We start from the raw sequence: 25,109 nt of genomic DNA, 5'->3' as shown, positions 1-25,109 counted from the left end.
TTTGCCTATATTTTTATCTTGATTTGAGAAATGGCTATTTTTCAAACACTCTCTATGCTATAAAAGATCAGAATCAGTTTCGAATATTTTATATGTTGAACCCTCAAGCTTCCTGTTCACGTCCAAATGCGATTGCGCAAGACATTTCTGTCTATGCGGCATGGCGACGTGTCTACGCGTTACCGCGAGGAGACTTGATATATTTCAGATGATGACACTTTAAACATCAGTTGAATCCACAGGTCGCCTCATGAGCGACCTTTTTTATTGTCTTAATTTCACCATTGTTATTACAGGAATCATGTCATGACCCAATTGCCTGAAAAGAATGCTCTCTCCATACCACAGCTACAACCGGCTGTAGCCCCTGTTTCCCCTCGCCTTGCTACAGTCGGTCAATTCATCGCCGTGGTGCTGATCTGGTCATTTACACCTTTAGCTGCGGTCTGGACAGTGCATGAAATACACTGGGCTTGGGGATTATTCTTGCGATTCAGTATCGCCATTCCACTGGCCTTAATATGCCTACTTTATTTTCGCTTGAAACTGACCATCAACAAGACTGCCCTACTCAGTTATGGTGCCGGTGCGCTTGGGCTGTTCGGCTCCATGACCTTTTGTTATATAGGCGCAACCCGCGTCTCTTCCGGCATGATCTCGATTATATATGGGACCGCACCGTTATGGTCGGGACTGATCGCCGTATTTATCCTCAAACGCGAACACTTTTTAAAACGCCAATGGTATGGACTCATCCTGGCCGTTTTCGGACTTTCGCTCACCTTAGGTCTTGGTGCAACGCATATCCAGCTAGATAGGCTTGGGGTCATCTATGAAATTATTGCAGTGCTGCTGTACGTATTTTCCATGTTTGCCGTTGCACAAATTGGTGCGGGGATCCATCCCATTATTCAAACCACAGGCTCAACGCTTGTTTCGTGGTTCGGCTACCTGTGTTTATTACCCTTTTTCCTCAGCCAAGCACCGACCCAGTTGCCGAGTCTGCAAACAGGTCTGGCCTTGTTATATAGCGCATTATTTTCATCTGTACTGGCCATGATTTTTTATTTTCACCTGATCCAGAAACTGAATCCGACCACGGTCATGCTGATTACCATCTTAACACCCGTTCTTGCGACTGGCTGGGGAATATGGTTTAACAATGAAGCATTAAGCTCACATCTGATCATTGGACTTATTTTTCTATGCTTCGGCTTATTTCTTTACGCTTACCGTAGAAAATAAGGTATAGATAAGGTTTTAAAACTGACAGGTCAGTCAACTGGACCTGTCAGCAATAGTATCGACCAACAAGCCACAGTAAACTATCCCGATCACCTCGTGATTTCTCAAAGATTTGTTCAAGGATGAAATAATCTATGCGTTCTTACGTCTTCTGGCTCTGCTTCGGCCTATTATTCGTCTTGCAAGGGTGTGTACATGCCACAACCCAAACAACCGTGGTGACCAGCAAAAGCACCGAACTAAAACAACGCTACTATCAGGCAAAAACAACGGCACCTGATGGAACTGTACTGGCCTTTACGGTGTATCAACCGCATTTAAAACCAGGCCAGACTGCGCCTTTAATTTTACATACGCATGGCTTTGGTCTCTCTCGGATGAAACGTCCGGAACTGAGTTTGTATGGTTTCCTGTTACCTACCGGACAAGTCGCGAAAACGGCCTGGCAGAAGGGCTACTGGGTCATGAGTTATGACCAGCGTGGTCACGGTGATAGCCAAGGAAAAATCCGCCTGACTGATCCGGAGAAAGAAGCTCAAGACGTCATCACCCTGATGAACTGGGCAGAAAAAAACCTGCCGCAACTGGCAACAAATCAACATGGCGTGCGTACAGGCATGATCGGTGAATCTTATGCAGGTGGCGTACAATACATCGCTTCAGCACGTGATCCCCGTTTGCAGGCCATCGTTCCTATCACAACATGGTATGACATCGTCAATAGCCTTGCGCCAAATGGAGTACCCAAAAGTAACTGGATCGGTTTTCTCAACCTGATTGGCGATTGGTGGAACTGGAATAAGTTTGATCCCGAATTAAAACAGGCCTATCTTGAAACGCAACAAGGTCAACTGAAAGCATCTACCTATGATTTTTTAAAAACCCATCAAGCCAGCTGGTTTTGCGATCATGCACAGGCACCTCAAGCGGATGCACTGATTATTCAGGGTTTTAGAGATATCTTGTTTCCCTTTAATGAAGGAGTAAAAGCAGCCCAATGTATTCAGCATGCTCAGCATGACGTTCATTTGGTTGGAGTACAGGGCGGACATTTACAGCCTTTTGCCCAGCATTCGCCTCGCGGCAACACACCCTTCTGGTATATTGGCAAAACGGTGAGTTGTGGCAACCAGCAAAAATATAATCTGCAAAATACCATCTTGGACTGGTTCAACCAGAAGCTGAAGGACCAAACGCCAGCGATCAACTTACCGGAGTTATGTGTGGATCAAAGTCCTGTCACGAACTTAAATGACCTGAATGCAATTCAGTCCTATCGTCTGAATAAAACCTGGATCGCACCGACTGCAACTCAAGCAGTCTTTGTACCTATCCATACCGCCACCCAGCGCAGTTATATCACGGGTGCCCCACGGCTGTCTTTACAGGTAGAAACACCATCTAAAGTAGATCCGACCTTATTTATCTCTGTTGCGATTAAATCAAAACTCACAGGGAAATATGAGGTTTTAAATGATCAGACTGCGCCGTTTAATGCAGCCCGAAAACAGGCTTATGACCAGATTACCCAAGACATAACCCAGCTGGATAAACCGCATTTAACCATTGAGTTGCCAAGTATGAATGGGCGATTGAATCAAGGCGATACCCTAGGCTTACTCATTAATACACAGAGCATGTACTATCAAAAAATAAAACAGCCTAAAATTGAAGCATGGATTTCAGGGCACATTGTTTTACCTAAATTTTGGAGTGAGACCACTTCGAAATAATATTTATTTTTATAAAAAACCAGCGAGAGTGAATTCTACCACTCTCGATTGGCAATCAATTCTTCCATTTCAATATCCAGATAACCGACCTCTTGCACCACCATCATCATGGCTTCGGCAATATAATCTGCGGCAGTGTCATCTAAACTGGAATCCAGATCTTCAAATTGCGGTTTCATTTCGTTAATTTCGATCATGGTTTGATGTGCAAAACGATAGATTTCCGTTTCGGATAAGTCAGTACGGCTCACCTTTTTTGAAAACTTCTGGATGTGCTGTTTCACTTCAGCAACGAGAATATCGGGATAATATTCATCGTCAAACATGGGGAGGAGTAAATCGTCGAACATAAAAATAATATGCCAATAAAACGCCATGCTTATAACATAATCCAACCAAAATCACGATATTTAGACATAAAAAAAGCGGTTTTCCGACCGCTTTTTTTAATCATGTTTACTCTTTTTTAGCACTTAAGCTTTTGGCAATCTTTGCAAGCTCCACAAACTCTTCTCGCATTTGATAAGGATCGGGTTTCGCCGATTGCTGTGCAAGCTGGATAATCTGATCCCATCCCATTGCGCCATTGTACTGTCCACCTTTTAGCTGCTGGGCATAAGAGGCCACAGCAATGGCAAAACGGGTATCGTTATTGGCTTGAGCCAATGGTCTGCTTTCCGCCCTCACCGCTTGACTCAATAAAATACTTTTCTCTTGATTTGGTAACTTATAGCGCAAGTTTACAAACGCATATTCCGACTTTTTGCTTGTGTCAGTTTTTGCCGCGGCCTGATAACGTGAATCATTGAGCCAGCCTTGTTGCCCCACTGGAATGATTTCATAAATCGCGGTGACATTATGTCCCGCTCCAATATCCCCGGCATCGACCTGGTCATTATTAAAATCTTCCTGCTTCAACATCCGGTTTTCATAACCGACCAAACGATATTCTTTCACCGTTGCAGGATTAAATTCGACCTGAATTTTGACATCCTGAGCAACAGTCGCAAGGGTCGATGAAAGCTGACGCTGTACCACTTTTTTCGCTTCATTTTTATTATCAATATAGCTGTAATTGCCATCGCCTGCATCCGCCAGTTGCTCCATCAACTGCTCATTGTAATTCCCAATACCAAAACCTAATGTCGTTAACGAGATCCCGCTTTTACGTTTCTCTGCCACCATACCTTTCAAGGTACTAAAATCGGTAATACCAACATTAAAGTCCCCATCTGTCGCCAGCAGAATACGGTTAATTCCATTTTTCACAAAGGCTTTTTCAGCCTGCTGATAGGCCAACTGGATGGCTTGTTCACCTGCGGTTGCCCCGCCTGCCTGCAAGGCATTAATCACGGCCAAGATATTGTCTTTTTGATTGCCTGCGGTCGGTTCCAGGACCAGTTTTTCACCGCTGGCATAAGTAATGATGGTGACCTTATCCTGTGCTCGAAGTTGCTCGGTGAGTAAGCGTAAAGTCTGTTTTACCAGAGGCAGTTTGTCAGCTGCATCCATACTGCCAGAGACATCGACCAAAAAGACCAGATTGGCAGGTGGCAATTGTTTGGTGCTCAGGTCTTTGGCCTGAATACCAATCTTGATCAGCTTGGCATTTTGTTTCCATGGCGAATCAACGGTTTCGGTAGTGACCGAAAAAGGATGAATGCTATTTGGCTGCGGGTACTGATAATCAAAATAATTAATCATCTCCTCGGCACGAACCGCATCAACAGGCGGTAACCGCCCGTCATTTAAAAAACGGCGGGTATTGCTATAACTACCTGTATCTACATCAATACTAAACGTTGAAACAGCTTGATCCGCAACACGATGTACTGGATTGACTTCATTATTTTGATATTTTTCAGTGTTCTGCTCTAAGCGCGGTCTTTCCATGGTGGGCATCACGGCAATATAAGATGCTGGTGCGATCATCTTGCGTGCTTTGATCAATCCCTGATTGGACTGACTCATTGGTGAGGGTGCTACAGGCATCGCAGTTTCAACTGCAACCTGATCATACTGTTTAACAGGTGTACTACAGGCCATGATCATACAACTAAGCAAACTCAGGGTTAAAATTTTTGTTGATTGATGCATTATTCACTTCCCCAATTTATTTCATTTTTTCAAATACAGTCACGATACAAAGAATTGTATGCAAAAAAAGAAAGATACACCGTATTCGAATGTATCTTTCCAGCCTGGCTGATCAATCAGCTAAACAGTTGTCCTAATCAATCGCATAATTGATGGTCACCACCACACGGGCAATTTTATGAATGGTGGCCTTGTCATAAGCACCGCCATAATCACTATCATCATCCGAGCCACTTTCTGGCAAGATATAAAATGCCCCTTGACTGGCAGAACGCATCATTCCGACCTTTACACCACCCACTTTGGCAAACTCGTTGGCACGGCTATAGGCATTTTGGGTGGCATTGGCAATCAGCGACATTTTGATTTCCTCTAAATTTGATACCAAATATTCAGGTTTCTGCTCAATCGCAATGCCCTTTTCATCCAGTAGATATGCATCTTTGGCAGCCTGTTCAATCTTCTTGATATCGCGGCTATTAATCACCAAATTCTGTAAAGCGGTATAGCCTTTAAACTCGCGATTGATTCGCCCGTCCCCCAGATTCACTTCTTCATAATAGGGTTGTGAACTTTTATTTCCGAGTTGCATATCTGCCGCTTTAAAACCATGCTCTACAAAGAACGCCTGTAAGGCTTTCATTTGCTGATCAAGTAATTGATAGGCCTGTGGAATCGTGTCCGATGTATGGCTACTTTGGAGATGGATCTCCCAGCGTGCGGAATCAGCCTGAATCGGTTTTTCAGCCAGGCCCTTGACTGTAATTGAATTTTTAGTGCTATTAAACTGTTTCAGGGCATAGCCCATAACCCCTGCAGAAATAATAAATCCAAGACTCAAAATGAGGGCAAACACCCATAAACTTTTATATGTAATTGTTTTATTTTCCATTTTTAATATCACTTTGCTTATTTTATAGTCTTGTTATATTTAATCTGGTCAAGCAAGTCAATAGAGCCCTGAAGCTCTACTGACATCTCAGCCACTTTTAAGCCTGCATCATCTTCCAGACCTTGACCGCATCGCTCGTGGCTTTAACATCGTGTGCCCGAACGATACTTGCCCCTTGCTGAATACTTAAAAGATGCCCTGTTACACTGCCCACCGCACGTTCTTGGGCTGGGACACCATTTAAAGCTTCACCAATAAAACGTTTCCGTGATAAGCCCGATAAAATTGGATACCCCATTCGGTTAAGCTTCCAGAACTCATTGAGCAATTGGAAATTTTGCTGGGCATTTTTGGCAAAACCAAAACCTGGATCGATAATAATATTTTCCGGCTTAACGCCAACCGCAATGGCCTGATCCAGACGTTGTTGTAACTCCTGAATGACCTCTTCGGTCACGTCATTATACTGATCCAGCTGATTCATATTGGTCGGTTCACCCCGCATATGCATCAACACCACAGGAATCTTTAACTCGGCGGCGGTTTCCAAGGCTTGAGGGCGGGTTAAGGCACGTACATCATTCCAGATATGCGCACCGGCTTGGACGGCAGCACGCATGACTTCAGGCTGACTGGTATCAATCGACATGATCACATCATATTTGGATAATGCCTCGACCACAGGAATCACACGGTGAAGTTCTTCCTCTAGCGCTACAGGTGATGCATTGGGACGGGTAGATTCGCCCCCAATATCAATAATGCTTGCCCCATCTTCAATCATCTGTAAAGCATGTTGAATCGCCTGATCTTTCTGGTGATGCTGCCCCCCATCACTAAATGAATCCGGGGTTACATTCAAGATTCCCATCACCTGAGGTTGTGAAAGGTCTAATCGAAAACGACCACAGGATAATTGACTTTGGGGTAATGGCATCAACTGCATCATCAAAACTCTTTGCACTTTAACAGGCTTATTTTAACAACACAGCTGATGCTTCGTTGCTGATTTATTTTCAGTTTGGCGCAAAATCCAGACAAAAAAAGAGCGACCGAAGTCGCTCTTTTTATTTGATCTTTGATTAGCCCATTGCTGGTAAAGGCGGTGGTGTAGATGGACCATCTTTCGGTGGTTCAAATGCCGCCACTGGATTATCAGCAACATAAACTTTAGGTGGTTGCGGCTCACGACCTTCCATGATGTCACGGATCTGGTCACGATCGATTGTTTCCCAATCCATCAACGCTTTCACCATTGCATGTGCGATATCCTTGTTATTTTCCAAGATCTCACGTGCAACTTTGTATTGCTCATCCAAGATACGACGTACTTCTTCATCGACCTTTTGCTGAGTCGCTTCAGAAATGGTACGGCTACCGACATTACCGAAGAAACCATTCTGGTTTTCATCTTCATAAACCATAACGCCAAGCGCATCAGACATACCGTATTTGGTGACCATTGCACGCGCCATTTTAGTTGCACGTTCAAAGTCGTTCGATGCACCAGTCGACATTTGGTTAATAAATACTTCTTCCGCAATACGACCACCAAACAAGATTGAAAGTTCATTCAACATCTTATCTTTATAGTGGCTGGTCTGATCTTGCTCTGGCAACTGCCAGGTCACACCTAATGCCCAACCGCGTGGCATGATCGTTACTTTATGCACAGGGTCGGTACCCGGTAGCATCTCGGCAACAATGGCATGTCCCGCTTCATGGTAAGCCGTAGCACGACGTTCTTCTTCGCGAATCACCATCGATTTACGTTCAGGGCCCATATAGATCTTGTCTTTGGCATCTTCAAAGTCATGCATATCGACCGTGTTTTTATTACGGCGAGCAGCAAACAATGCAGCTTCATTGACCAAGTTTGCTAATTGTGCACCCGAGAAGCCAGGTGTACCACGTGCAAGCACTTTAAGATCCACACCTGTCACCGAAGGAAGTTTCTTCAAGTGAACGTTCAGGATCTGCTCACGACCACGAATGTCTGGTAAACCCACCATCACTTGACGGTCAAAACGGCCTGGACGAAGCAAGGCTTTATCCAGTACGTCTACACGGTTGGTCGCAGCAATCACGATTACGCCTTCATTGCCTTCAAAACCATCCATCTCGACAAGCATCTGGTTCAAGGTTTGTTCACGCTCATCATGACCACCGCCTGTACCCGAACCACGATGACGACCGACTGCATCAATCTCATCAATAAAGATGATACATGGCGCATGGCGTTTCGCTTGTTCAAACATGTCACGAACACGAGAAGCACCGACACCGACAAACATTTCTACGAAGTCAGAACCCGAGATACTAAAGAATGGAACCTTAGCTTCACCGGCAATGGCTTTCGCCAATAATGTTTTACCCGTACCTGGAGGACCAACCATCAGTACACCACGTGGAATGGTTGCACCAAGGCGTTTAAATTTGGCTGGGTCTTTTAAGAAATCAACGATTTCAACCACTTCTTGTTTTGCTTCATCACAGCCAGCGACGTCACTGAATGTTAACTTGATCTGATCTTCAGATAACATTTTCGCTTTTGACTTACCAAAGCTCATAGGACCGTTTTTACCACCAGCACCACCGCCCATATTACGCATGAAGAACATGAATAACAGGATGATCAGTAATACCGGGAAACTTGCAATGAGAAGTTGCATCAAAATGCCTTGACGTTGCGGTGCTGTGCCCTCAACCACTACATTCTGTTTATTTAAGCTTGGTAGCAACTCAGTGTCTTCTACTTGAGGTCGAACCGTCTCAAATGAAGAACCATTGGTTTTTTCACCATTAATATTTAAACCGTCGATTGTGACTTGTTTAATTTGCCCAGCATTCACCGCTGCAACGAAATCAGAATATTTCATCGCTGCAGGCTTATTGCGGTCACTGACGTTGCTAAAAATCAAAATCAGAACACCGAGTATGATGAGCCACAATACGGCATTCTTGAAGTAATCGCTCAAGGCTTTATTCCCATATCAATCTAATTTGATCATACCTAATCTTGGCTGACCTTCACAAAAACAGCAATGAATTTGCGTTGCAAAAAACTTAAAAGGTACAAAATGCACAATTTTTAACAACTTGGCAAGTACACTTTTATTGCAATGCCTTTTTACGACCTTGACCAATCAAAAAAACTTCTTTCGATCGAGCACGTGATGCCGCAGGTTTGGCTGTTTTTAATACATCAAAACTATCGACCACCTGTTTGCGGAATTCGTCAAATCCTGAACCTTGGAACACTTTAACAACAAACTGTCCGTTTGGTCCGAGAACTTTCTGAGCAAAATCCAAAGCCAGTTCACATAAGTAAATCTGACGCGGTTGATCAACAGCCCTATTACCTGATGTATTGGGGGCCATATCCGAAATTACAACGTCTACTTGACGTCCATTTAAAATATTTAACAATTTTTCGAAAACTTCTTCCTCACGGAAGTCGCCTTGCAGGAAGGTTACGTCTGGCAATGCATCCATTTCCAGAATATCTGAGGCAATCACCAAACCGTTTGAGCCAACCAGTTTACCCGCAATCTGAGACCAACTGCCCGGCGCCGCACCCAAGTCGACCACCGTCATGCCGGGCTTGATCATTTTATATTTTTCTTGGATTTCAAGTAACTTATACGCCGCACGTGCGCGATAACCTTCCTTTTGTGCTTTTTTTACAAAAGGGTCATCTAAATGCTCTCTCATCCATGCACGACTGCTTTTAGACAATTTTTGATTGGTAATGCGTGTCGCCATAACTCACTAAATTTCAAAAAACTTCTGATGAGTCATTGTACGTGAAAATTTCGCCTATTACAGTACGGATGTACTTCATTCACACGAACTTTTACAGATTTTTTCCGATCAGGCCAATTGGTTATTTCAGCAATTTTTCACATATTTGTTTGAAGTGTCGGTCTGCGAATCTATCTTAGAAACAGGATGCAAGTTATACTAGGTCGTTTTTCCAATCAGGTATTTTTAATGGCGGCTTTATCTATCCATGAACGTAAACGTTTACGTCAAATCGGTCATGCACTTAATCCAGTTGTAATGATTGGTAGCCAAGGTCTTACAGAAAACGTCATTGAAGAAACAAATCGTGCGTTAAACGATCACGAGTTGATTAAAGTGAAAATTGCGGGTGAAGACCGTGATGCACGTGGTGCCGTCATTGACGCGATTGTAGAAGCAACCGGTGCCGAGTCTGTACAAAAGATTGGTAAAATTGTTCTGCTCTATAGAAAAGCGGCGAAACAAAACCAGCACCTGTCTAACTTAGTTCGTTTTGCTCACTTAAGTAATAAGTAATTAGCATGGCGAGTTATGAACTATCCGCTTTTGATCGCTTTAGTGCCATTACGGTGGTTGGGGCGATTGAGCAACAAACACCAGCAACCTTGAATGTTGGTTTTTGGGTTCGTGACCCAAATCAATTTTTGATTTACCCAGATCAGGTTACGGCGCATCCACGTCATGATTTTTTATGGGAACAGACCTGCTTTGAAATTTTTGTGGGCGTGAAAGATCAAGATTTCTACCGAGAAATTAACCTTTCCCCTTCTCAAGCGTGGCAAGTCTATCAATTTGAAGAATACCGCTTCCCTGAAGATATGCCGCCTGTCGCTGCCTATGATATTGAACTGAATCATTTACAACGCACGCATTATGGCTTGAATGTCAGTCTAGATTTCTCTCAGTTTATGCGTGAGCATCAACTTAAATGGGCTGACCTGTATATCGGTTTAACCGCTGTACTTAATACCACTCAAGGTATGCATTATTTTGCAATGCAGCACAGCAGCCCTCAAGCTGACTTCCATAACAAGCGCGACTGGTTACATCAGTTTTAATAGGTTAAGCATAAAAAAAGCGAGAAAAATTCTCGCTTTTTTTAATTCTTTGGGCAATTAGCTGGCACGAACCTTGTTCCATGCTTCAACCGCTTGCTCTTTAGTGCGCTTAAAACTACCGACCAGGGTATCTTTATGCTTTACTGAAATCTGGCTAATATCATCTTTCAGTTCTTTGCTCACTTTGCTTAAGTCTTCAATCAATGCATTCAACTCAGTTTTCAATGCATTTTTCAGTTCAAGCAAGTTACCTTGTGATGAATTCAGTTGAGTTTTAATCACTTCAATACGCTCTAAAATATCCTGCTTGATTTGCGCAAACTGGTTTTGAACGTTTTGATTTAATTCTTTTGCTTCAGTCTCAATTTTTTCCTGAGTTTCTGCCAAAGCTTCTTTGACCTGACCTTGCGTTTCAGCGATCACTTCTTTCGCCTGCTCTTGGGTCTCAGCAAGCACTTCTTTTGCCTTTGCGGTTTTTTCTGCGACTGCTTCTTTCGCTTTCGCAGTTTTCTCTGCCACAGCAGTTTTCACTTCAGCCGTTTTTGCAGTAACCTCTTGTTTCGCTTTGGTTGTTTTCTCAACAACTGTATCTTTCACTTCTTCAGCCGTTACCGGTGCAGTTTGATTCTCAGCCATTTTGCTTACCCTCTTCTTGATTGTTAATTTTTGGCTAAGCATAGGATAAAACGGCTACTTCTTAGACAACATTAAAATTGTCAGACAATTTGCATAATATCTCATGATAACCATATAAAGATGAGAGATTTTGCAATAGACAGTTATCTAGCCATTTAAAAAAATAAATCGTGTAATTCCTGATTTTAATAAATAAAAACACATAGACTTTTCACGCACTCATGCGTATAATGCGCTGTTAAGTTACAAGCGAGCAGACTGGAAGGAGGGGCATGTTTTTTTAAGACAGCCTGCCTTTTTTTATGTCTTCTCGCTTTTTTACAGCCTAATTTTTGTGGTCTTAGTTCAGGAGCTTTGGTTTGAGCACCCCCGCCATTTTAGCCCTCGCAGATGGAACGATCTTTAAAGGAACGTCTATCGGTGCATCGGGTAGTACGACTGGTGAAGTCGTTTTTAACACTGCCATGACTGGTTATCAAGAAATTTTGACCGACCCAAGCTACGCACAACAAATTGTGACGTTGACTTATCCTCATATTGGAAATACTGGCTGTAATAGTGAAGACGTTGAATCAGGTCGCATCCATAAAGTATGGGCGAATGGTTTGATTATCCGTGATCTTCCTTTATTGCACAGCAACTTCCGTTCTGAACAATCACTCAGTGAATACCTGGAGCAACATAATGTTGTAGCCATCGCTGATATCGATACCCGTAAATTGACACGTATTTTACGTGACAAAGGTGCACAAAACGGCTGTATCCTTGCTGGCGAAAATATTACAGAAGAACAAGCGATTGCGAAAGCACGTGAATTTGGCGGTTTAAACGGTCTCGATCTTGCGAAAGAATGCTGTGACCCGACGGGTTTTGAATGGACTGAAGGTTCTTGGACTTTAGGTCAGGGTTTCACTCAACCAGAATTAAAATATCATGTGGTTGCATACGATTATGGTGTCAAAACCAACATCTTACGTATGCTTGCAGACCGTGGCTGTAAATTGACAGTGGTTCCTGCACAGACTCCTGCTGAAAAGGTTCTTGCTTTAAATCCGGATGGCGTGTTCTTGTCAAATGGTCCTGGTGACCCGGCAGCATGTGACTATGCCATCGAAGCAGTCAAAACCATTGTTGAAACCACAACATTGCCAGTATTCGGTATTTGTTTAGGTCATCAGATTTTAGCGCTTGCTTCAGGTGCGAAGACCATGAAAATGAATCACGGCCACCACGGCGCGAACCATCCTGTACAAAACCTTGAGAACGGTACAGTGATGATTACTTCTCAAAACCACGGCTTTGCTGTCGATGAGAGTACTTTACCAGCAAACTTAAAAGTGACACATCGCTCACTGTTTGATGGTACAAACCAAGGTATTCATCGTACTGACAAACCAGCATTCAGCTTCCAGGGTCACCCTGAAGCCAGCCCTGGTCCACATGATTGTGCGCCGTTGTTCGATCATTTCATCGAACTTATCGAAGCCGCTAAGAAGTAATTAAGGAGCGAATAATGCCTAAACGTACGGATATTAAAAGCATCTTAATTATTGGTGCTGGTCCTATTGTCATTGGTCAGGCGTGTGAGTTTGACTATTCAGGTGCGCAAGCATGTAAAGCGCTTCGTGAAGAAGGTTATCGCGTTATTCTGGTCAACTCGAATCCAGCGACCATTATGACTGACCCTGCAATGGCAGATGCAACGTATATTGAGCCAATCACTTGGCAAACTGTTGCACAAATCATTGAAAAAGAACGTCCAGATGCAGTCCTTCCAACCATGGGTGGTCAAACTGCATTGAACTGTGCCCTTGCACTCGATGAGCACGGCGTTCTTGAAAAATATAATGTTGAACTGATTGGCGCATCAAAAGACGCGATTGAAAAAGCAGAAGATCGTAAACTGTTTGATATCGCAATGCGTAAAATTGGTCTGGAATGTCCAAAAGCGGCCATTGCTGAAACAATGGAAGAAGCTTTGGCCATTCAAGCCGGTTTCGGTTTCCCGGTCATCATTCGTCCATCATTCACGATGGGTGGTTCTGGTGGCGGTATCGCCTATAACCGCGAAGAATTCCTTGAAATCTGTGAACGTGGTTTCGACCTCTCTCCTACTCACCAGTTATTGATCGATGAATCTTTGATTGGCTGGAAAGAATACGAGATGGAAGTTGTTCGTGACAAAAACGACAACTGTATCATCGTCTGTGCGATCGAAAACTTTGACCCAATGGGCGTTCACACGGGTGACTCCATCACCGTTGCGCCTGCGCAAACATTGACAGACAAAGAATATCAATTGATGCGTAATGCATCGGTTGCAGTTCTGCGTGAAATCGGTGTTGAAACAGGTGGTTCAAACGTTCAGTTCGGTATTAACCCGAAAGACGGTCGTATGGTTGTGATCGAGATGAACCCACGTGTATCACGTTCATCTGCACTTGCCTCTAAAGCAACAGGTTTCCCGATTGCAAAAATCGCGGCGAAACTTGCAGTGGGCTACACCCTTGATGAGTTGAAAAATGACATCACTGGCGGCGTAACCCCAGCGTCTTTCGAACCATCGATTGACTATGTTGTGACCAAGATTCCACGTTTCAACTTCGAAAAATTCCCACAAGCTGAGCCGGTATTAACCACTCAAATGAAATCTGTGGGCGAAGTGATGGCGATTGGTCGTAACTTCCAGGAATCTGTACAAAAAGCACTTCGTGGTCTTGAAGTTGGCGTCAGTGGCTTTGATGAAAAAATCGAAGCAGGTACTGCCAATGCCAAAGACATCATCCTAAAAGAGCTTAAAGTTCCGGGTCCAGAGCGTATCTGGTATGTTGCAGATGCATTCCGTCACGGTTTCTCTTTAGATGACGTATTTGAAGCAACCAAAATCGACCGCTGGTTCCTGATCCAGATCGAAGACATCATTAAAACTGAAGCTCAAGTGAAAACTTTAGGTTTTGGTGATTTAAATGCTGACAATATTCGCTCGTTCAAACGCAAAGGTTTATCTGACCTGCGTATTGCAGACCTGATGGGTATTTCTCAGAAACAATTCCGTAAGCAACGTTGGAACCTGGGGGTTTACCCGGTTTACAAACGTGTGGATACCTGTGCTGCCGAGTTTGAATCTGGTACCGCCTACATGTATTCAACTTACGATGAAGAATGTGAAGCGAACCCGTCAAACCGTGACAAGATCATGGTAATTGGTGGCGGTCCGAACCGTATCGGTCAAGGGATCGAGTTTGACTACTGCTGTGTACACGCTGCATTGGCGATGCGTGAAGACGGTTATGAAACCATCATGGTGAACTGTAACCCTGAAACGGTTTCTACCGACTATGACACCTCTGACCGTCTATACTTCGAGCCTGTAACACTTGAAGATGTACTTGAAATCGTACGTACCGAAAAACCGAAAGGCGTGATCGTACAGTACGGTGGCCAGACCCCGCTTAAATTGGCACGTGCTTTAGAAGAAGCCGGCACACCAATTATCGGTACATCTCCAGATGCAATTGACCGTGCAGAAGACCGTGAACGCTTCCAGCAAATGATTCAACGTTTACAGCTTCGTCAACCGAACAACAGCATTGTAAAATCTGCTGAAGAAGGTATCTCTGAAGCGGCTAAAGTTGGCTATCCATTGGTTGTACGTCCATCTTATGTACTGGGCGGCCGTGCGATGGAAATCGTCTATAACGAAGAAGAGCTTAAACGCTACCTTCGTGAAGCAGTACAGGCTTCCAATGAAGCCCCTGTCCTGCTTGATCACTTCCTTGACGATGCAACTGAAGTCGACGTTGACTGCGTATCTGACGGTAAAGACGTGGTGATTGGCGGTATCATGCAGCATATTGAACAGGCTGGTATTCACTCTGGTGACTCTGCATGTTCGATTCCTCCTTATTCTTTATCAAAAGAAATTCAGGATGAAATGCGTCGTCAAACGGTTGCAATGGCAAAAGAACTTGGCGTTGTCGGCTTGATGAACGTTCAGTTCGCAGTCAAAGGCGACGATGTTTACGTGCTTGAAGTGAACCCACGTGCATCACGTACGGTTCCATTCGTATCGAAATGTATCGGTGACTCTCTGGCGAAAGTGGCTGCACGTTGTATGGCAGGTCAATCTCTTGAGTCTCAAGGATTTACTAAAGAAATCATTCCAACTCACTTTGCTGTGAAGGAAGCCGTTTTCCCATTCGCTAAATTCCAAGGCGTAGACCCTATGCTTGGACCTGAGATGAAATCTACAGGTGAAGTGATGGGCGTAGGTAAAACATTTGGTGAAGCATTCTATAAAGCTGTTTTAGGCTCAAATGAACGCTTACCTGGTTTACCAACTGAAGGCGAAGTGAAGCATGCCTTCTTGTCAGTTCGTGAATCAGACAAGAAATACATTGCCAACATCGCTCAACAGTTGATTGACTATGGTTTCAAACTTGTTGCGACCAATGGTACACACCGTGTATTGAAAGAAGCGGGTATCGAATGTGAAGCTGTCAATAAAGTGACCGAAGGTCGCCCACATATTGTTGACCGCTTGAAAAATGGTGAAATTCATCTTATTGTCAACACAACAGAAGGCAAACAAGCTCAGTATGATTCTGCCATGATTCGTCGTGCTGCCCTACAAGGCAAGGTGTACTACACCACGACAATCAACGGTGCTGAAGCAGTTTGCCAAGCATTTGCTGTGAAATTGCCAATGGATGTGTACCGCTTGCAAGATTTACAAACTGTAGGTTAATTCTCTACCGATAAAGTCCCGTCACCTTATCGGTGGCGGGCTTTTTCTTTTTTTAATCCTGTATTTTCCCAACCACTTTAGAGGGACTGAAATGCAACGTTATCCTATGACTCCCGAAGGCAAGGTTGCCTTAGAGAAAGAATTACAACAGCTCAAGACAGTTGATCGCCCACGTATTATCCAGGCGATTGCTGAAGCACGTGAGCACGGTGATTTAAAGGAAAATGCTGAATATCATGCTGCTCGTGAACAGCAAGGTTTCTGCGAAGGCCGTATTCAGGATATCGAAGGTAAACTCGGTGCAGTTCAAGAAATTGATGTCAGAACACTCGAGCAAAATGGTCGTGTTGTATTTGGTGTGACTGTTACCATTGAAAACCTGGATACCGAAGAACGTAAGACTTATAAAATTGTAGGCGATGACGAAGCAGATTTTAAAATCAATAAAATCTCAGTAAACTCCCCGATTGCTCGTGGTCTTTTAGGTAAAAACGAAGGCGACGAAGTAAAAATTCAAACACCGCAAGGTGAGGTTGAATACGAAATCGTAAGTGTGGAATATATTTAACACGCTCGATTAAGTCTCCAAAGAACTCTTCATTTATTGAAGAGTTCTTTGGTTTTGGACGTGTTATTTTCAAAAAAAATGACCATGCTCTATGCATTTATTGGTTTTTTATTTCCTCATCATCTTCAACGCTTGTTTACATGAGTAAGGAAATTTTTCCCTCATAAAAAGAACCGTATTCACTTTAGTCGTTATAATAGCGACGCTTTCCTCTCGTAGTTATTGTTAAGATATGGATCAATTAATCAACTCTCCTGTGAAACACTGGTGTGAGTTCGAGTTTATTTCTAAGACGGTGAAAAACCCCAACATCCATATCAAGGGCAATTATTCTTATTATTCTGCGTATTGGGATCAGGGCTTTGAACGTTGTGTGGTGCGTTATCTACATGATAAGCCGTCCACACCCGAGAAACCGATTGATCAACTTTATATTGGTAATTTTGTCTGTTTCGGCGCGGAATGCGTGATTATGATGGGTGGCAATCAACTGCACCGCCCTGACTGGATCTCAACCTTCCCCTTTGATACACGCAGCTTTCTACCTGCAGGTGACACCGTGATTGCTGATGGTTGCTGGATTGGTAGTCGTGCCATGATCATGCAAGGGGTGAAACTGGGTGAAGGTGCTGTGGTGGCAACAGGTGCTGTAGTTACTCAGGATGTTCCACCCTATGCCATTGTTGGCGGTGTCCCAGCCAAAGTCATCAAATACCGCTTTTCTGAACAGAACATTGAAAAATTTCTTTCTCTAAAGCTTTATGATCTGGATGAAAAGCAGATTTTAAAGATGAGAGAACAGTTGCAGACGGATGATGTGGAAAGCTTAATCAATTTTTTTAGTCATCAGACCTAAATACTAGTTCTAATATAATTTTCCCAATCGCTTACAAATTTATTTGAATGTTCTAAAGGAAAAATTGCTAGTTTTTCAAGAACACCTTTTAAGTAATTCTCTTTATTACTCTTATCACTAGTACCATCTGCTTGACTATAAGTATATAAAACTTGATCTATAATGGATTCTTCAATAGCGTATTCTTTCTGCATAATTATACGATACGAATTAGAGTCTGATATTTCATCTAAAGAGCCACTCCATGTGGAAATACCATATTTTCTTGCGAATTGATATTTATCAGTTCTTATATTCGCAATCAAGTTTGAAGCAATTTTTTCTATAAATTTTCTAAAATTTAACGTACTTTTACCTTTCATCAAAAATGTAAAGAGTATTATATTCTTATAATCATTATCTGTTCTTAATAATGCATATTGATTTATCTTTTTAATTAACTCTCTAGCATTATGCTTTACCTCTAACTGTAAAAATAAAGCCCAATAAAAAAATTCATTTTTATCTTCAAATGATACTATTTCATTAATTTTAAATAAATGGGATTGTAGAATGTAACTAAAATTCTGTATTTCCTTTACCTCTTTTATATACACTGTAAAGTCAATAAATTTGCTTAAATACTCCTCACTTAGGTTTTCATCATAACCATAGTTATGGCAGATAACTTTAGAAAACTGTACTTTATCCATCACTAAAACAAAAACAATTTTGGGAATATCAAAAAAATGTTTAATTCGCTCAATCAATCGAATAGCGAAGTCAGGACGACAACGATCTAACTCATCTATTATAAAAACTAATGGCTTGTTGAGTTTTTCAGCAAGTTGAGCAAGCTCATTTTTAAAATCTCGAACAGATTCTTTTTCAATCTGATGGTTCTCAATTTTCTTTTCAATGTGCTCTTTAACTTTTGCAGTGATCTCATCACTTACTGAATCATAAAATTCTTTCCCATCTCTATATAATTCTTGAACAGCTTCTCCAGCACCTCCAAGACCTATCCAATGCAATCCAGCCTTGGCTGCTATTACTGGCAAAATTGCAGCTAAGGAAATTAGTACAGATGCCGTCTTTGAATTAAAATCTTCAACATTTTGATTGTCAATTTCATCAGACTCTTTAAAAGCATGACTAATCTCGGATGCTATTGTTAAGAAGGGATCCTCTAAATAATCATTTGCAAAAGCATCCAAATAAATCACATGATGATTTTCATTTTCCAGATGTTTTTTCCAATGTCTAACAAACCATGTTTTTCCTTCTCCCCAACGTGCATCTAGAGCTAAAACAGCTCCACACTGCAAACGATCTACATAGTTTGTGAGTTGAATTCCTAAACGCTCACGATCCCATAAATCTCCCTCCCAAGCCTTTTCAATATTCTCTAGATTTGTTTTATTCCAATTAAGTTGGTTTAATTCAGTCATTGTATTAATTATATAAAGATAAAATTTAATATTAGTGCTAGATCATTGAATATACAAGTTTAAACCCTCACTATCCCTATAAAAATGCTAGGTTTTATTCTCATCGCAATAGGTCTAGAATAGAATCATAGCTCATATATTAAGCAAATTTTATTGACTCAATTCAATGCAAAATCATAAATAGAAGGAGTAACAACATGGCTTATCAAAAAATCTTAGTTGCGATCGATGACTCCGAAATTGCTGCGAATGTCATTCGTGAAGCAGCTCAACTGGCGAAGGCCTTAGACAGTGAAGTGACTGTGGTTGAAGTCATGGCACTTGATCCTTATCTGGCAGATGCTTATATCCGTATGGGTCAAAGCAATGATTTGATTGAACGTGTTCGAGGTTATGTTCAGGATAATTTAACGAAAGCCGAGCAAAAATTTGAAGAGCATGGCCTGACGGTGGCCACACAAATCCTAGAAGGCTTTGCCGTCCATCAGGAAATTATTGGCGCAGCGCAAAACCTAGGTGCTGACCTGATCGTGATGGGTTCTCATGGTCGTACAGGCTTTAAACAGTTTGTCTTGGGTAGCGTGGCGCAGAAAGTTTTGGCTGAAAGCCATATTCCAGTATTGATTGTGCGTTGATAGGTACAATCAGCAAATTTTCAAATTAGCATTTTGAGATAATAGATCAATGAAGTACTGAATATCATCTTGGTTAAATTTTTCTAATGAATATTCAAAATTTTTCCATACGATGTGTAAAGGATACTGAGTTGGTCTAATCTCATCATCAGTTAAACAATCCCTTAATGCTGCAGAATTACAGCCCATGTAACCTAACACACCACCAACCTCCTCCCCGATATGGCAATATAAATCTAATTCAGACTCTATATACGCCCCATCCAAAATAATTTCTTTAACAATACGATCCTCCATTTGCGCTAGTTGAGCTTTTAGATAAGCAATATCTAACCAGCATTTCTTCTCAAAATCACTGAGAGCAAACCAATATTTTTGACCACACTCACCATTTAAATATTTATAAATCAGCTCTTTTCTCTTAAAGAACTCATTTAACTCCAATTCTGTGTTCTCCTCTCCATCAAAAGAATAAAAAATAATTAAATCATTATTTTGATATGCGAAATCAAAGGGAAAATATATTTGATCATTCATCTTTTCATGGATGTTCTCTTGATGACAGCTTAAATAGAGTCCAAAGAGATAATCTTTTTTCGTTCTAGTGAATAATTTCAACGCTTCCATTTCTGTAGTTATTTGTGGATTGAGACAATTATGAAAAATAATCTTTTCTTGATCATATTGATATTGATCTACATTTAAACCATAAAGCACGGTATCTAATTCATTTTCATGATCATTTTTTACAAATTCAATTTTCATGTATGTTTCACTGATAAAATGTGCTCATTTAAAAGTTAAGGCTGCCAACCAAAGGTTTTTAAACTGACCTTGCCATTTAATAAATAGATTCCCTCTTGTTCTAATAACATCTGTTGAACATTTTCACCACGCTGATTGATGCGAGTTACACTGATTTTTCCTTGAGAATTAATCACACGATACCACGGGATTTCACTTTGCTTGTCTAAATGCTTGAGCACATAACCGACTAAACGCGCATGTTTAGGCAAGCCCGCCAACTTGGCAACTTGTCCATAACTTGCCACTTTGCCATATGGAATCAGCGCAATCACTTCCAGGATTTGTCGATGTAGTTCATTGGTATCTTGCACAATACAACCTATAAAAATCTGCTAAGATGATAAAAATCATGCGAAAACGCTAGACACAATAATTAAAATGCTACGACTTGAGAGAACAACAATGCGGTTAAAATTCACAGCACTGACAGTATGCTGTCTGGTCTTTAGTGCATCCTGTACCACACAAAAATCACCTGTAAAAATCACGCCTTATGAATATCACGCAGGTGCTTCAGATGACTTGCCTGTAGTCAATGTCAGTTTTATTTTTACCACCAATCGTCCTGAAGCCCAAGCCTTTGATAGCAAAAAGCAAATGTATAAAGAGCTGGGCATCCTGAACCAGTATTTTGTCGATGAAAACAATCAAAAAATCTTTAAGTTCAAATTCCATCGCTACTATTCTTATCAGGACTTTAGTAAACGAAAATGTGATCTGGCCAATCAACTCAATCAGCCCAGAGCCTTGATTGCCGATAATATTCCTGGTGCAGTAAAAACCTGCTTTCCCCGTCGCAAAAGCAAGGAAGTGCTGTTTTTTATTTATGATTCCTACGGCGATAAACTCAAATATGCCGATGTGACCAGTTGGGGCTTTAGAAACCAGGGTCAGCCTTTTATTTTAATTGACTGGGAACGCCTAAATTACCAGATTCAGGCCGCCAGTGTACACGAGATGGGTCATGCTTTTGGCTTAAGCCATGTCTGTGCGCCGAAAGCCACCAAAGCCACACCAACCAATATTATGACCAGTTATGACTGTAAACTCGGTAGCGGTGGCTTACGTAATCTCGGCTTCACCCAAGAACAGCTCAGTATCATGCTCGAGAATTACAAGCGTTATCCTTAAAATTTTAGCTGGATATAACGACCCAAATGATCTTGTCCCAACCTGTAATCTGCCGAATTGAGCTGACCGGTTAAAAAAGCCTGTGCTTGCTTGAATTGTGCTCCATTTACAGGATAAGGCTGCCAAAAGCTGTGTAAATTATCCGTGAAGATGGGATAAAGCTGTACGCTTTGCGCCTTTAAATTGATTCGAACCACCAGTCCATACGGCAAAGCCTGATACTTTTTAAACTCGCCATTGCTATTAAATACGCCATTGCCAATTCCGAAGATCACGGGTTTATGCTGAATATATTGAATAGGCTGGATGGTATGCGCCCCATGACCAATCACCAGATCAGCACCGATCTGGGTTAACACCTGTGCAAGCTGTTCCTGTTCAGGATGCGTACTTTTAAAATCCACACCCCAATGACAGATCACGATGATCTTATGCTGTGGATATTGCTGACGATACTGCATGATTTGTTCAAATAGAATGGCATTGATACTCGCCACACCTGCACTCTGCCCCAATGCATAAAAGTCATGCGCTTGATAAGCCGTCTGCCGATGCCAATAACCATTAAAAATCGCAACTGTTTGCTGTTCAGCATGAATTTGCAGGCACTGATGCGCCTGCTGTTGATCAGCCCCTGCCCCAATGAAATTAATCTCAGCTTGATTTAGCAACGCCAAAGTATGTTTAAGACTGGGTTCACCATAATCTTTTAAATGGTTATTAGCGAGACATAGCGTATTCAAATGCACGCGCTTAAACTCGGCCAAAGTCGGTTCAGGCTGTGCTCCCAGAATAAAGGCTTTTTTATCATTAAGCGACGAATCTTGATCAAGGTTGAATACGGCTTCAAAATTGGCAATATTAATCTCATCTTCATGGAAAAACGGTTTGATCTTCTCAAAAGAATGCGCATAGCCATAACGTTGTAGCGCATCGTCTATGCCCTTGTTTTTTCTTTTATGGGTATAAAACTCACCGAAATAGGTATCGCCAATGATATTGATCCATTCACGTTTGGCCTGAATCTGTTTGGCAGGCAATAAAGCAGGTTCAAAATAGTGATAATACGGCAGCAGATGGTCAATCCGATGCAAATTATCCAAGAGATGAAAAATGCCTAGACTCTGATTTTCATGGCGATACGAAAAGTAATAATGTTGCTGCTGATTTGAGAGAATCAGAACAGCATCGAGCTGGTGACAGCTCAATACAGCGCTAAATGGTGCAATCTGCTGCCCTGCAAGCTTGAATGTTTTGACAAATACCGTATGCAATAAGGATACAGGCACGTTAAAGATGGCTTGGGCAAGACCTGATAAATTTTGCAGGGTATTCTGTACATGACGGTCTGGATCAGGCAGTTGCAATCCAAACTGCCGGGCAGTCTGCACCATCTGGATTTGAGCCTGCTGCCAATCGCCAAACAAAGCACAACCAAGTGCCTGCTTGTGCTCGAGCCTTTGGGTAAAACTCCAATATTGCAATAGCACCAAAACAGAAGCCCCCTGTTTCAGTAACTGTCCCTGTTGATGCTGCTGTTCAAACGGCTGCTCGATTGCTATCTTCTGCTCAAGTTGCACCTGACCTGCAACAATAGCTTGCAAAGCCAGATAAACTAAAATCCAGTCACTACAGTCGCCTGCGATTTTAGTCTGCCAGAGCGGATGCTGATAATTTTCATTGCCAATTCGACTGATGATCTTGATCTCTTGAGGAGAGCGCATGGGTTTCATCCTCCATGATTCAGTTTTCAAAATGCTGAACATAGGCCACATAACCGGAAAGATTATGTTCCTGATCATCAATACGGACACGGAAGCGGTCATGCCGGACATAAAAGGCATTCAGACACTTTTCAGGACAGGCCATATACATGGCCACTTCGGGATAAAAAAATCCGGTACGTTGAAAATCGCTGCGAAACTCGATCAGCTTTTTTAAATCCTCAAACTGTGCTTTTGCAAACAACTCATTCAAACCCAAATCACGAATCCGGCACAGCATTTGATAAGCCGCCATCATCATTTCCAGCAAAGTGGCATAGGCAGTTTTACGATTGCGGATAAATACCAGATGCCTGCGATAATTGTTGATCCCAAATTGAAAATATTTTTCCTCCGGACAAATTTTGGTGAGCTCATTGCTACAGTAACTCAGCCAATGGTCATGATAACGATCATATTTTTGTTCGATAAAGCGTTCAAACATGCGCTTGACCGTACTTAGCAGCTTTTCATCAGCCTGTAGCTGATAAAGTCGTAATAAAGCCAAGGCCGCTTCACCGTCATAATAAATAATGCGAAACTTTTCTTTCACGCTATAGTCTGGGTAATGCAGGACATGTACGGTTTCGCCTGCATCATTGACCATTGACAAAATACCGTTGGCCAAGGCTTGGGCAAATTTCAGATAATGATCATCCCCTGTCATTTCCTGATATTTACTCAACATCAGAATTGCAGCAGCATTGGCACCCAGCTTGATTTCATTCAGTTGGCTGAGATCTGCGCCATCTAACATATAAGCCAGACCACTTTGCTTTTCGATATAGAAATGTTTTAAGGCATATTCAATGGCTGTCTGGATTTTTGCGATTCTGTGCTGGTGTGGGAAAAGTGACAATGTCTCAATCAAGGCATAGGTCGAAGTACAATGCCGCACCGTGTTATAGCTACGGATGTCACGGTCATAGGCTGGAAAAAAACCATAGATAAAACGTCCATCCTCCTGAATCTGCTGTTCAAGAAACTGGGCGTTAGCTTTAATCATGTGCATGAAATGCTGTTTTTTGTCATCTGTTAGGTAACGTACCCCATGTTCAGTGAATTGGCTGTGTAAAGGAAAGAGTTGGCCATGTTCATAAAATATGGCATGACTATCAAAGCTCCAGACCTGCTGAATTTCACTGAGCTTGATCGGACTCTCTTGATGCGGATATTTCTTTGAAATACTGGCATTCAGGTTATCTTGATCAAAAAAGTTGGGCGTGTCATAGCTCAGACCACGAATGATGGCCTTGCCATACAGTTCCTGTTCCAAAAAACAGGTCTGGAAGTGCTGATCAAAACTGATACCTTTACGATAGTGATTATTATGCAACTGGCATTTTAAGTCTTGTTCGATTTGCTGCCAGTGCTTTGGCTGGATGTTATAGGCCAGATCAAATTTTAACAATTCTGACAGATGTCCCTGCTCGTTGAATTGTTTATCCAGAAAAGTAAACAACGCCTGTTGCGCAGGTTGTAACTCAGTCAATGCAGTATTCCAGACCTGGCAACGTTGGGTTCTTTCGCCATAAGACAAGAAAATAACCGTGTCGGTGAAATCCAGATGTTGCTGAACCTTTTCAAAGTAAGCACTGAGTTGATGTTTGAGTTGTTCAAGTGCTGAAATCGTCGTAATCGTCATGTCTTCAGTTGTTAGAATTTTTAAGCGTTTTAAACAAGATAGCACAATTTTTTAGGATCTAC

The 25,109-nt window shown here is 42.1% G+C and carries 22 protein-coding genes; 10 read left to right on the top strand and 12 right to left on the bottom strand.

Going from position 1 to position 25,109, the window contains the following annotated elements; genetic code table 11:
• Positions 1-306: 306 nt before the first annotated feature.
• Positions 307-1,245 carry a DMT family transporter gene (locus tag ACINWC323_RS11975; RefSeq protein WP_009511256.1) on the top strand — a complete coding sequence of 313 codons (939 nt, stop codon included), beginning with the start codon at positions 307-309 and terminating at the stop codon, positions 1,243-1,245.
• Between the two features lie 134 nt (positions 1,246-1,379).
• On the top strand, positions 1,380-2,978 hold the full coding sequence (locus ACINWC323_RS11980; RefSeq protein ID WP_009510943.1) for an alpha/beta hydrolase family protein: 1,599 nt from the start codon (positions 1,380-1,382) through the stop codon (positions 2,976-2,978).
• A gap of 35 nt (positions 2,979-3,013) precedes the next feature.
• Here ACINWC323_RS11980 and ACINWC323_RS11985 read toward each other — a convergent pair whose 3' ends face one another.
• The 6 genes from ACINWC323_RS11985 to rlmE all read right to left on the bottom strand — a co-directional run bounded on the left by ACINWC323_RS11985 (position 3,014) and on the right by rlmE (position 9,732).
• A complete protein-coding gene (locus tag ACINWC323_RS11985) occupies positions 3,014-3,328 on the bottom strand; it encodes a DUF5713 family protein (protein ID WP_032880531.1) in 315 nt (104 codons plus the stop codon).
• A gap of 106 nt (positions 3,329-3,434) precedes the next feature.
• Entirely contained in the window at positions 3,435-5,075 is a 1,641-nt protein-coding gene (locus ACINWC323_RS11990) for a vWA domain-containing protein (protein ID WP_009510907.1), read from the bottom strand.
• A gap of 133 nt (positions 5,076-5,208) precedes the next feature.
• The gene (locus tag ACINWC323_RS11995; RefSeq protein ID WP_009511470.1) at positions 5,209-5,967 is read right to left on the bottom strand and encodes an SIMPL domain-containing protein; all 759 of its coding nucleotides are present in this window, start codon (positions 5,965-5,967) and stop codon (positions 5,209-5,211) included.
• Positions 5,968-6,064: 97 nt separating this feature from the next.
• A complete protein-coding gene (folP, locus tag ACINWC323_RS12000) occupies positions 6,065-6,913 on the bottom strand; it encodes a dihydropteroate synthase (RefSeq protein WP_032881376.1) in 849 nt (282 codons plus the stop codon).
• A 136-nt stretch (positions 6,914-7,049) separates the two neighbouring features.
• Positions 7,050-8,945 (bottom strand): ATP-dependent zinc metalloprotease FtsH, encoded by a 1,896-nt coding sequence (ftsH, locus tag ACINWC323_RS12005; protein ID WP_005231889.1) that lies wholly within the window; start codon positions 8,943-8,945, stop codon positions 7,050-7,052.
• A gap of 136 nt (positions 8,946-9,081) precedes the next feature.
• On the bottom strand, positions 9,082-9,732 hold the full coding sequence (gene rlmE / locus ACINWC323_RS12010) for a 23S rRNA (uridine(2552)-2'-O)-methyltransferase RlmE (protein WP_005231890.1): 651 nt from the start codon (positions 9,730-9,732) through the stop codon (positions 9,082-9,084).
• A 228-nt stretch (positions 9,733-9,960) separates the two neighbouring features.
• Here rlmE and yhbY point away from each other — a divergent pair, with 228 nt between their 5' ends.
• Both yhbY and ACINWC323_RS12020 read left to right on the top strand, forming a co-directional pair.
• Positions 9,961-10,287 carry a ribosome assembly RNA-binding protein YhbY gene (gene yhbY / locus ACINWC323_RS12015; protein ID WP_009510737.1) on the top strand — a complete coding sequence of 109 codons (327 nt, stop codon included), beginning with the start codon at positions 9,961-9,963 and terminating at the stop codon, positions 10,285-10,287.
• Between the two features lie 5 nt (positions 10,288-10,292).
• Complete coding sequence (locus ACINWC323_RS12020; RefSeq protein WP_005231892.1) at positions 10,293-10,829, top strand: DOMON-like domain-containing protein; 537 nt, start codon at positions 10,293-10,295, stop codon at positions 10,827-10,829.
• A gap of 57 nt (positions 10,830-10,886) precedes the next feature.
• Here ACINWC323_RS12020 and ACINWC323_RS12025 read toward each other — a convergent pair whose 3' ends face one another.
• Entirely contained in the window at positions 10,887-11,465 is a 579-nt protein-coding gene (locus tag ACINWC323_RS12025) for a hypothetical protein (protein WP_009510953.1), read from the bottom strand.
• Positions 11,466-11,824: 359 nt separating this feature from the next.
• On the opposite strand from ACINWC323_RS12025, the gene carA reads away from it, so the two are divergent.
• The 4 genes from carA to ACINWC323_RS12045 all read left to right on the top strand — a co-directional run bounded on the left by carA (position 11,825) and on the right by ACINWC323_RS12045 (position 17,636).
• Positions 11,825-12,964 (top strand): glutamine-hydrolyzing carbamoyl-phosphate synthase small subunit, encoded by a 1,140-nt coding sequence (carA, locus tag ACINWC323_RS12030; protein ID WP_005231896.1) that lies wholly within the window; start codon positions 11,825-11,827, stop codon positions 12,962-12,964.
• A 14-nt stretch (positions 12,965-12,978) separates the two neighbouring features.
• Entirely contained in the window at positions 12,979-16,212 is a 3,234-nt protein-coding gene (carB, locus tag ACINWC323_RS12035) for a carbamoyl-phosphate synthase large subunit (RefSeq protein ID WP_009510915.1), read from the top strand.
• Between the two features lie 91 nt (positions 16,213-16,303).
• Positions 16,304-16,780 carry a transcription elongation factor GreA gene (gene greA / locus ACINWC323_RS12040; RefSeq protein WP_005231898.1) on the top strand — a complete coding sequence of 159 codons (477 nt, stop codon included), beginning with the start codon at positions 16,304-16,306 and terminating at the stop codon, positions 16,778-16,780.
• 232 nt (positions 16,781-17,012) lie between these two features.
• The gene (locus ACINWC323_RS12045; protein WP_009510789.1) at positions 17,013-17,636 is read left to right on the top strand and encodes a CatB-related O-acetyltransferase; all 624 of its coding nucleotides are present in this window, start codon (positions 17,013-17,015) and stop codon (positions 17,634-17,636) included.
• Here ACINWC323_RS12045 and ACINWC323_RS12050 read toward each other — a convergent pair.
• On the bottom strand, positions 17,633-19,066 hold the full coding sequence (locus tag ACINWC323_RS12050) for a KAP family P-loop NTPase fold protein (RefSeq protein WP_009511378.1): 1,434 nt from the start codon (positions 19,064-19,066) through the stop codon (positions 17,633-17,635). The two genes, ACINWC323_RS12045 and ACINWC323_RS12050, sit on opposite strands and share 4 nt — an antisense overlap.
• A 197-nt stretch (positions 19,067-19,263) precedes the next feature.
• On the opposite strand from ACINWC323_RS12050, the gene ACINWC323_RS12055 reads away from it, so the two are divergent.
• Complete coding sequence (locus ACINWC323_RS12055) at positions 19,264-19,701, top strand: universal stress protein (RefSeq protein WP_005231901.1); 438 nt, start codon at positions 19,264-19,266, stop codon at positions 19,699-19,701.
• A gap of 9 nt (positions 19,702-19,710) precedes the next feature.
• On the opposite strand, the gene ACINWC323_RS12060 is transcribed toward ACINWC323_RS12055, so the two are convergent.
• Both ACINWC323_RS12060 and ACINWC323_RS12065 read right to left on the bottom strand, forming a co-directional pair.
• Positions 19,711-20,466 carry a barstar family protein gene (locus ACINWC323_RS12060; protein ID WP_009511051.1) on the bottom strand — a complete coding sequence of 252 codons (756 nt, stop codon included), beginning with the start codon at positions 20,464-20,466 and terminating at the stop codon, positions 19,711-19,713.
• A gap of 35 nt (positions 20,467-20,501) precedes the next feature.
• Positions 20,502-20,819, bottom strand: coding sequence for an MGMT family protein (locus ACINWC323_RS12065; RefSeq protein WP_005231903.1), 318 nt, complete (start codon positions 20,817-20,819; stop codon positions 20,502-20,504).
• A 91-nt stretch (positions 20,820-20,910) separates the two neighbouring features.
• On the opposite strand from ACINWC323_RS12065, the gene ACINWC323_RS12070 reads away from it, so the two are divergent.
• On the top strand, positions 20,911-21,639 hold the full coding sequence (locus ACINWC323_RS12070) for a zinc metalloprotease (RefSeq protein ID WP_009510768.1): 729 nt from the start codon (positions 20,911-20,913) through the stop codon (positions 21,637-21,639).
• Here ACINWC323_RS12070 and ACINWC323_RS12075 read toward each other — a convergent pair.
• Both ACINWC323_RS12075 and ACINWC323_RS12080 read right to left on the bottom strand, forming a co-directional pair.
• Positions 21,636-23,363, bottom strand: coding sequence for a CapA family protein (locus ACINWC323_RS12075; RefSeq protein WP_009511376.1), 1,728 nt, complete (start codon positions 23,361-23,363; stop codon positions 21,636-21,638). The two genes, ACINWC323_RS12070 and ACINWC323_RS12075, sit on opposite strands and share 4 nt — an antisense overlap.
• A 19-nt stretch (positions 23,364-23,382) precedes the next feature.
• On the bottom strand, positions 23,383-25,047 hold the full coding sequence (locus tag ACINWC323_RS12080) for an AGE family epimerase/isomerase (RefSeq protein WP_009511197.1): 1,665 nt from the start codon (positions 25,045-25,047) through the stop codon (positions 23,383-23,385).
• Between the last annotated feature and the right edge of the window lie 62 nt (positions 25,048-25,109).

Source organism: Acinetobacter sp. WC-323 (assembly GCF_000314615.1).
Taxonomy (GTDB): domain Bacteria; phylum Pseudomonadota; class Gammaproteobacteria; order Pseudomonadales; family Moraxellaceae; genus Acinetobacter; species Acinetobacter courvalinii.
This window is presented reverse-complemented; position numbering and strand designations above follow the sequence as displayed.

Bases quoted from the DNA above. Each gene is read 5' to 3' on its own strand.
- ACINWC323_RS11975 (WP_009511256.1), top strand. From the start codon at position 307: ATGACCCAATTGCCTGAAAAGAATGCTCTCTCCATACCACAGCTACAA.
- ACINWC323_RS11980 (WP_009510943.1), top strand. From the start codon at position 1,380: ATGCGTTCTTACGTCTTCTGGCTCTGCTTCGGCCTATTATTCGTCTTG.
- ACINWC323_RS11985 (WP_032880531.1), bottom strand. From the start codon at position 3,328: ATGTTCGACGATTTACTCCTCCCCATGTTTGACGATGAATATTATCCC.
- ACINWC323_RS11990 (WP_009510907.1), bottom strand. From the start codon at position 5,075: ATGCATCAATCAACAAAAATTTTAACCCTGAGTTTGCTTAGTTGTATG.
- ACINWC323_RS11995 (WP_009511470.1), bottom strand. From the start codon at position 5,967: ATGGAAAATAAAACAATTACATATAAAAGTTTATGGGTGTTTGCCCTC.
- folP (WP_032881376.1), bottom strand. From the start codon at position 6,913: ATGCAGTTGATGCCATTACCCCAAAGTCAATTATCCTGTGGTCGTTTT.
- rlmE (WP_005231890.1), bottom strand. From the start codon at position 9,732: ATGGCGACACGCATTACCAATCAAAAATTGTCTAAAAGCAGTCGTGCA.
- yhbY (WP_009510737.1), top strand. From the start codon at position 9,961: ATGGCGGCTTTATCTATCCATGAACGTAAACGTTTACGTCAAATCGGT.
- ACINWC323_RS12020 (WP_005231892.1), top strand. From the start codon at position 10,293: ATGGCGAGTTATGAACTATCCGCTTTTGATCGCTTTAGTGCCATTACG.
- ACINWC323_RS12025 (WP_009510953.1), bottom strand. From the start codon at position 11,465: ATGGCTGAGAATCAAACTGCACCGGTAACGGCTGAAGAAGTGAAAGAT.
- carB (WP_009510915.1), top strand. From the start codon at position 12,979: ATGCCTAAACGTACGGATATTAAAAGCATCTTAATTATTGGTGCTGGT.
- greA (WP_005231898.1), top strand. From the start codon at position 16,304: ATGCAACGTTATCCTATGACTCCCGAAGGCAAGGTTGCCTTAGAGAAA.
- ACINWC323_RS12045 (WP_009510789.1), top strand. From the start codon at position 17,013: ATGGATCAATTAATCAACTCTCCTGTGAAACACTGGTGTGAGTTCGAG.
- ACINWC323_RS12050 (WP_009511378.1), bottom strand. From the start codon at position 19,066: ATGACTGAATTAAACCAACTTAATTGGAATAAAACAAATCTAGAGAAT.
- ACINWC323_RS12055 (WP_005231901.1), top strand. From the start codon at position 19,264: ATGGCTTATCAAAAAATCTTAGTTGCGATCGATGACTCCGAAATTGCT.
- ACINWC323_RS12060 (WP_009511051.1), bottom strand. From the start codon at position 20,466: ATGAAAATTGAATTTGTAAAAAATGATCATGAAAATGAATTAGATACC.
- ACINWC323_RS12070 (WP_009510768.1), top strand. From the start codon at position 20,911: ATGCGGTTAAAATTCACAGCACTGACAGTATGCTGTCTGGTCTTTAGT.
- ACINWC323_RS12075 (WP_009511376.1), bottom strand. From the start codon at position 23,363: ATGCGCTCTCCTCAAGAGATCAAGATCATCAGTCGAATTGGCAATGAA.
- ACINWC323_RS12080 (WP_009511197.1), bottom strand. From the start codon at position 25,047: ATGACGATTACGACGATTTCAGCACTTGAACAACTCAAACATCAACTC.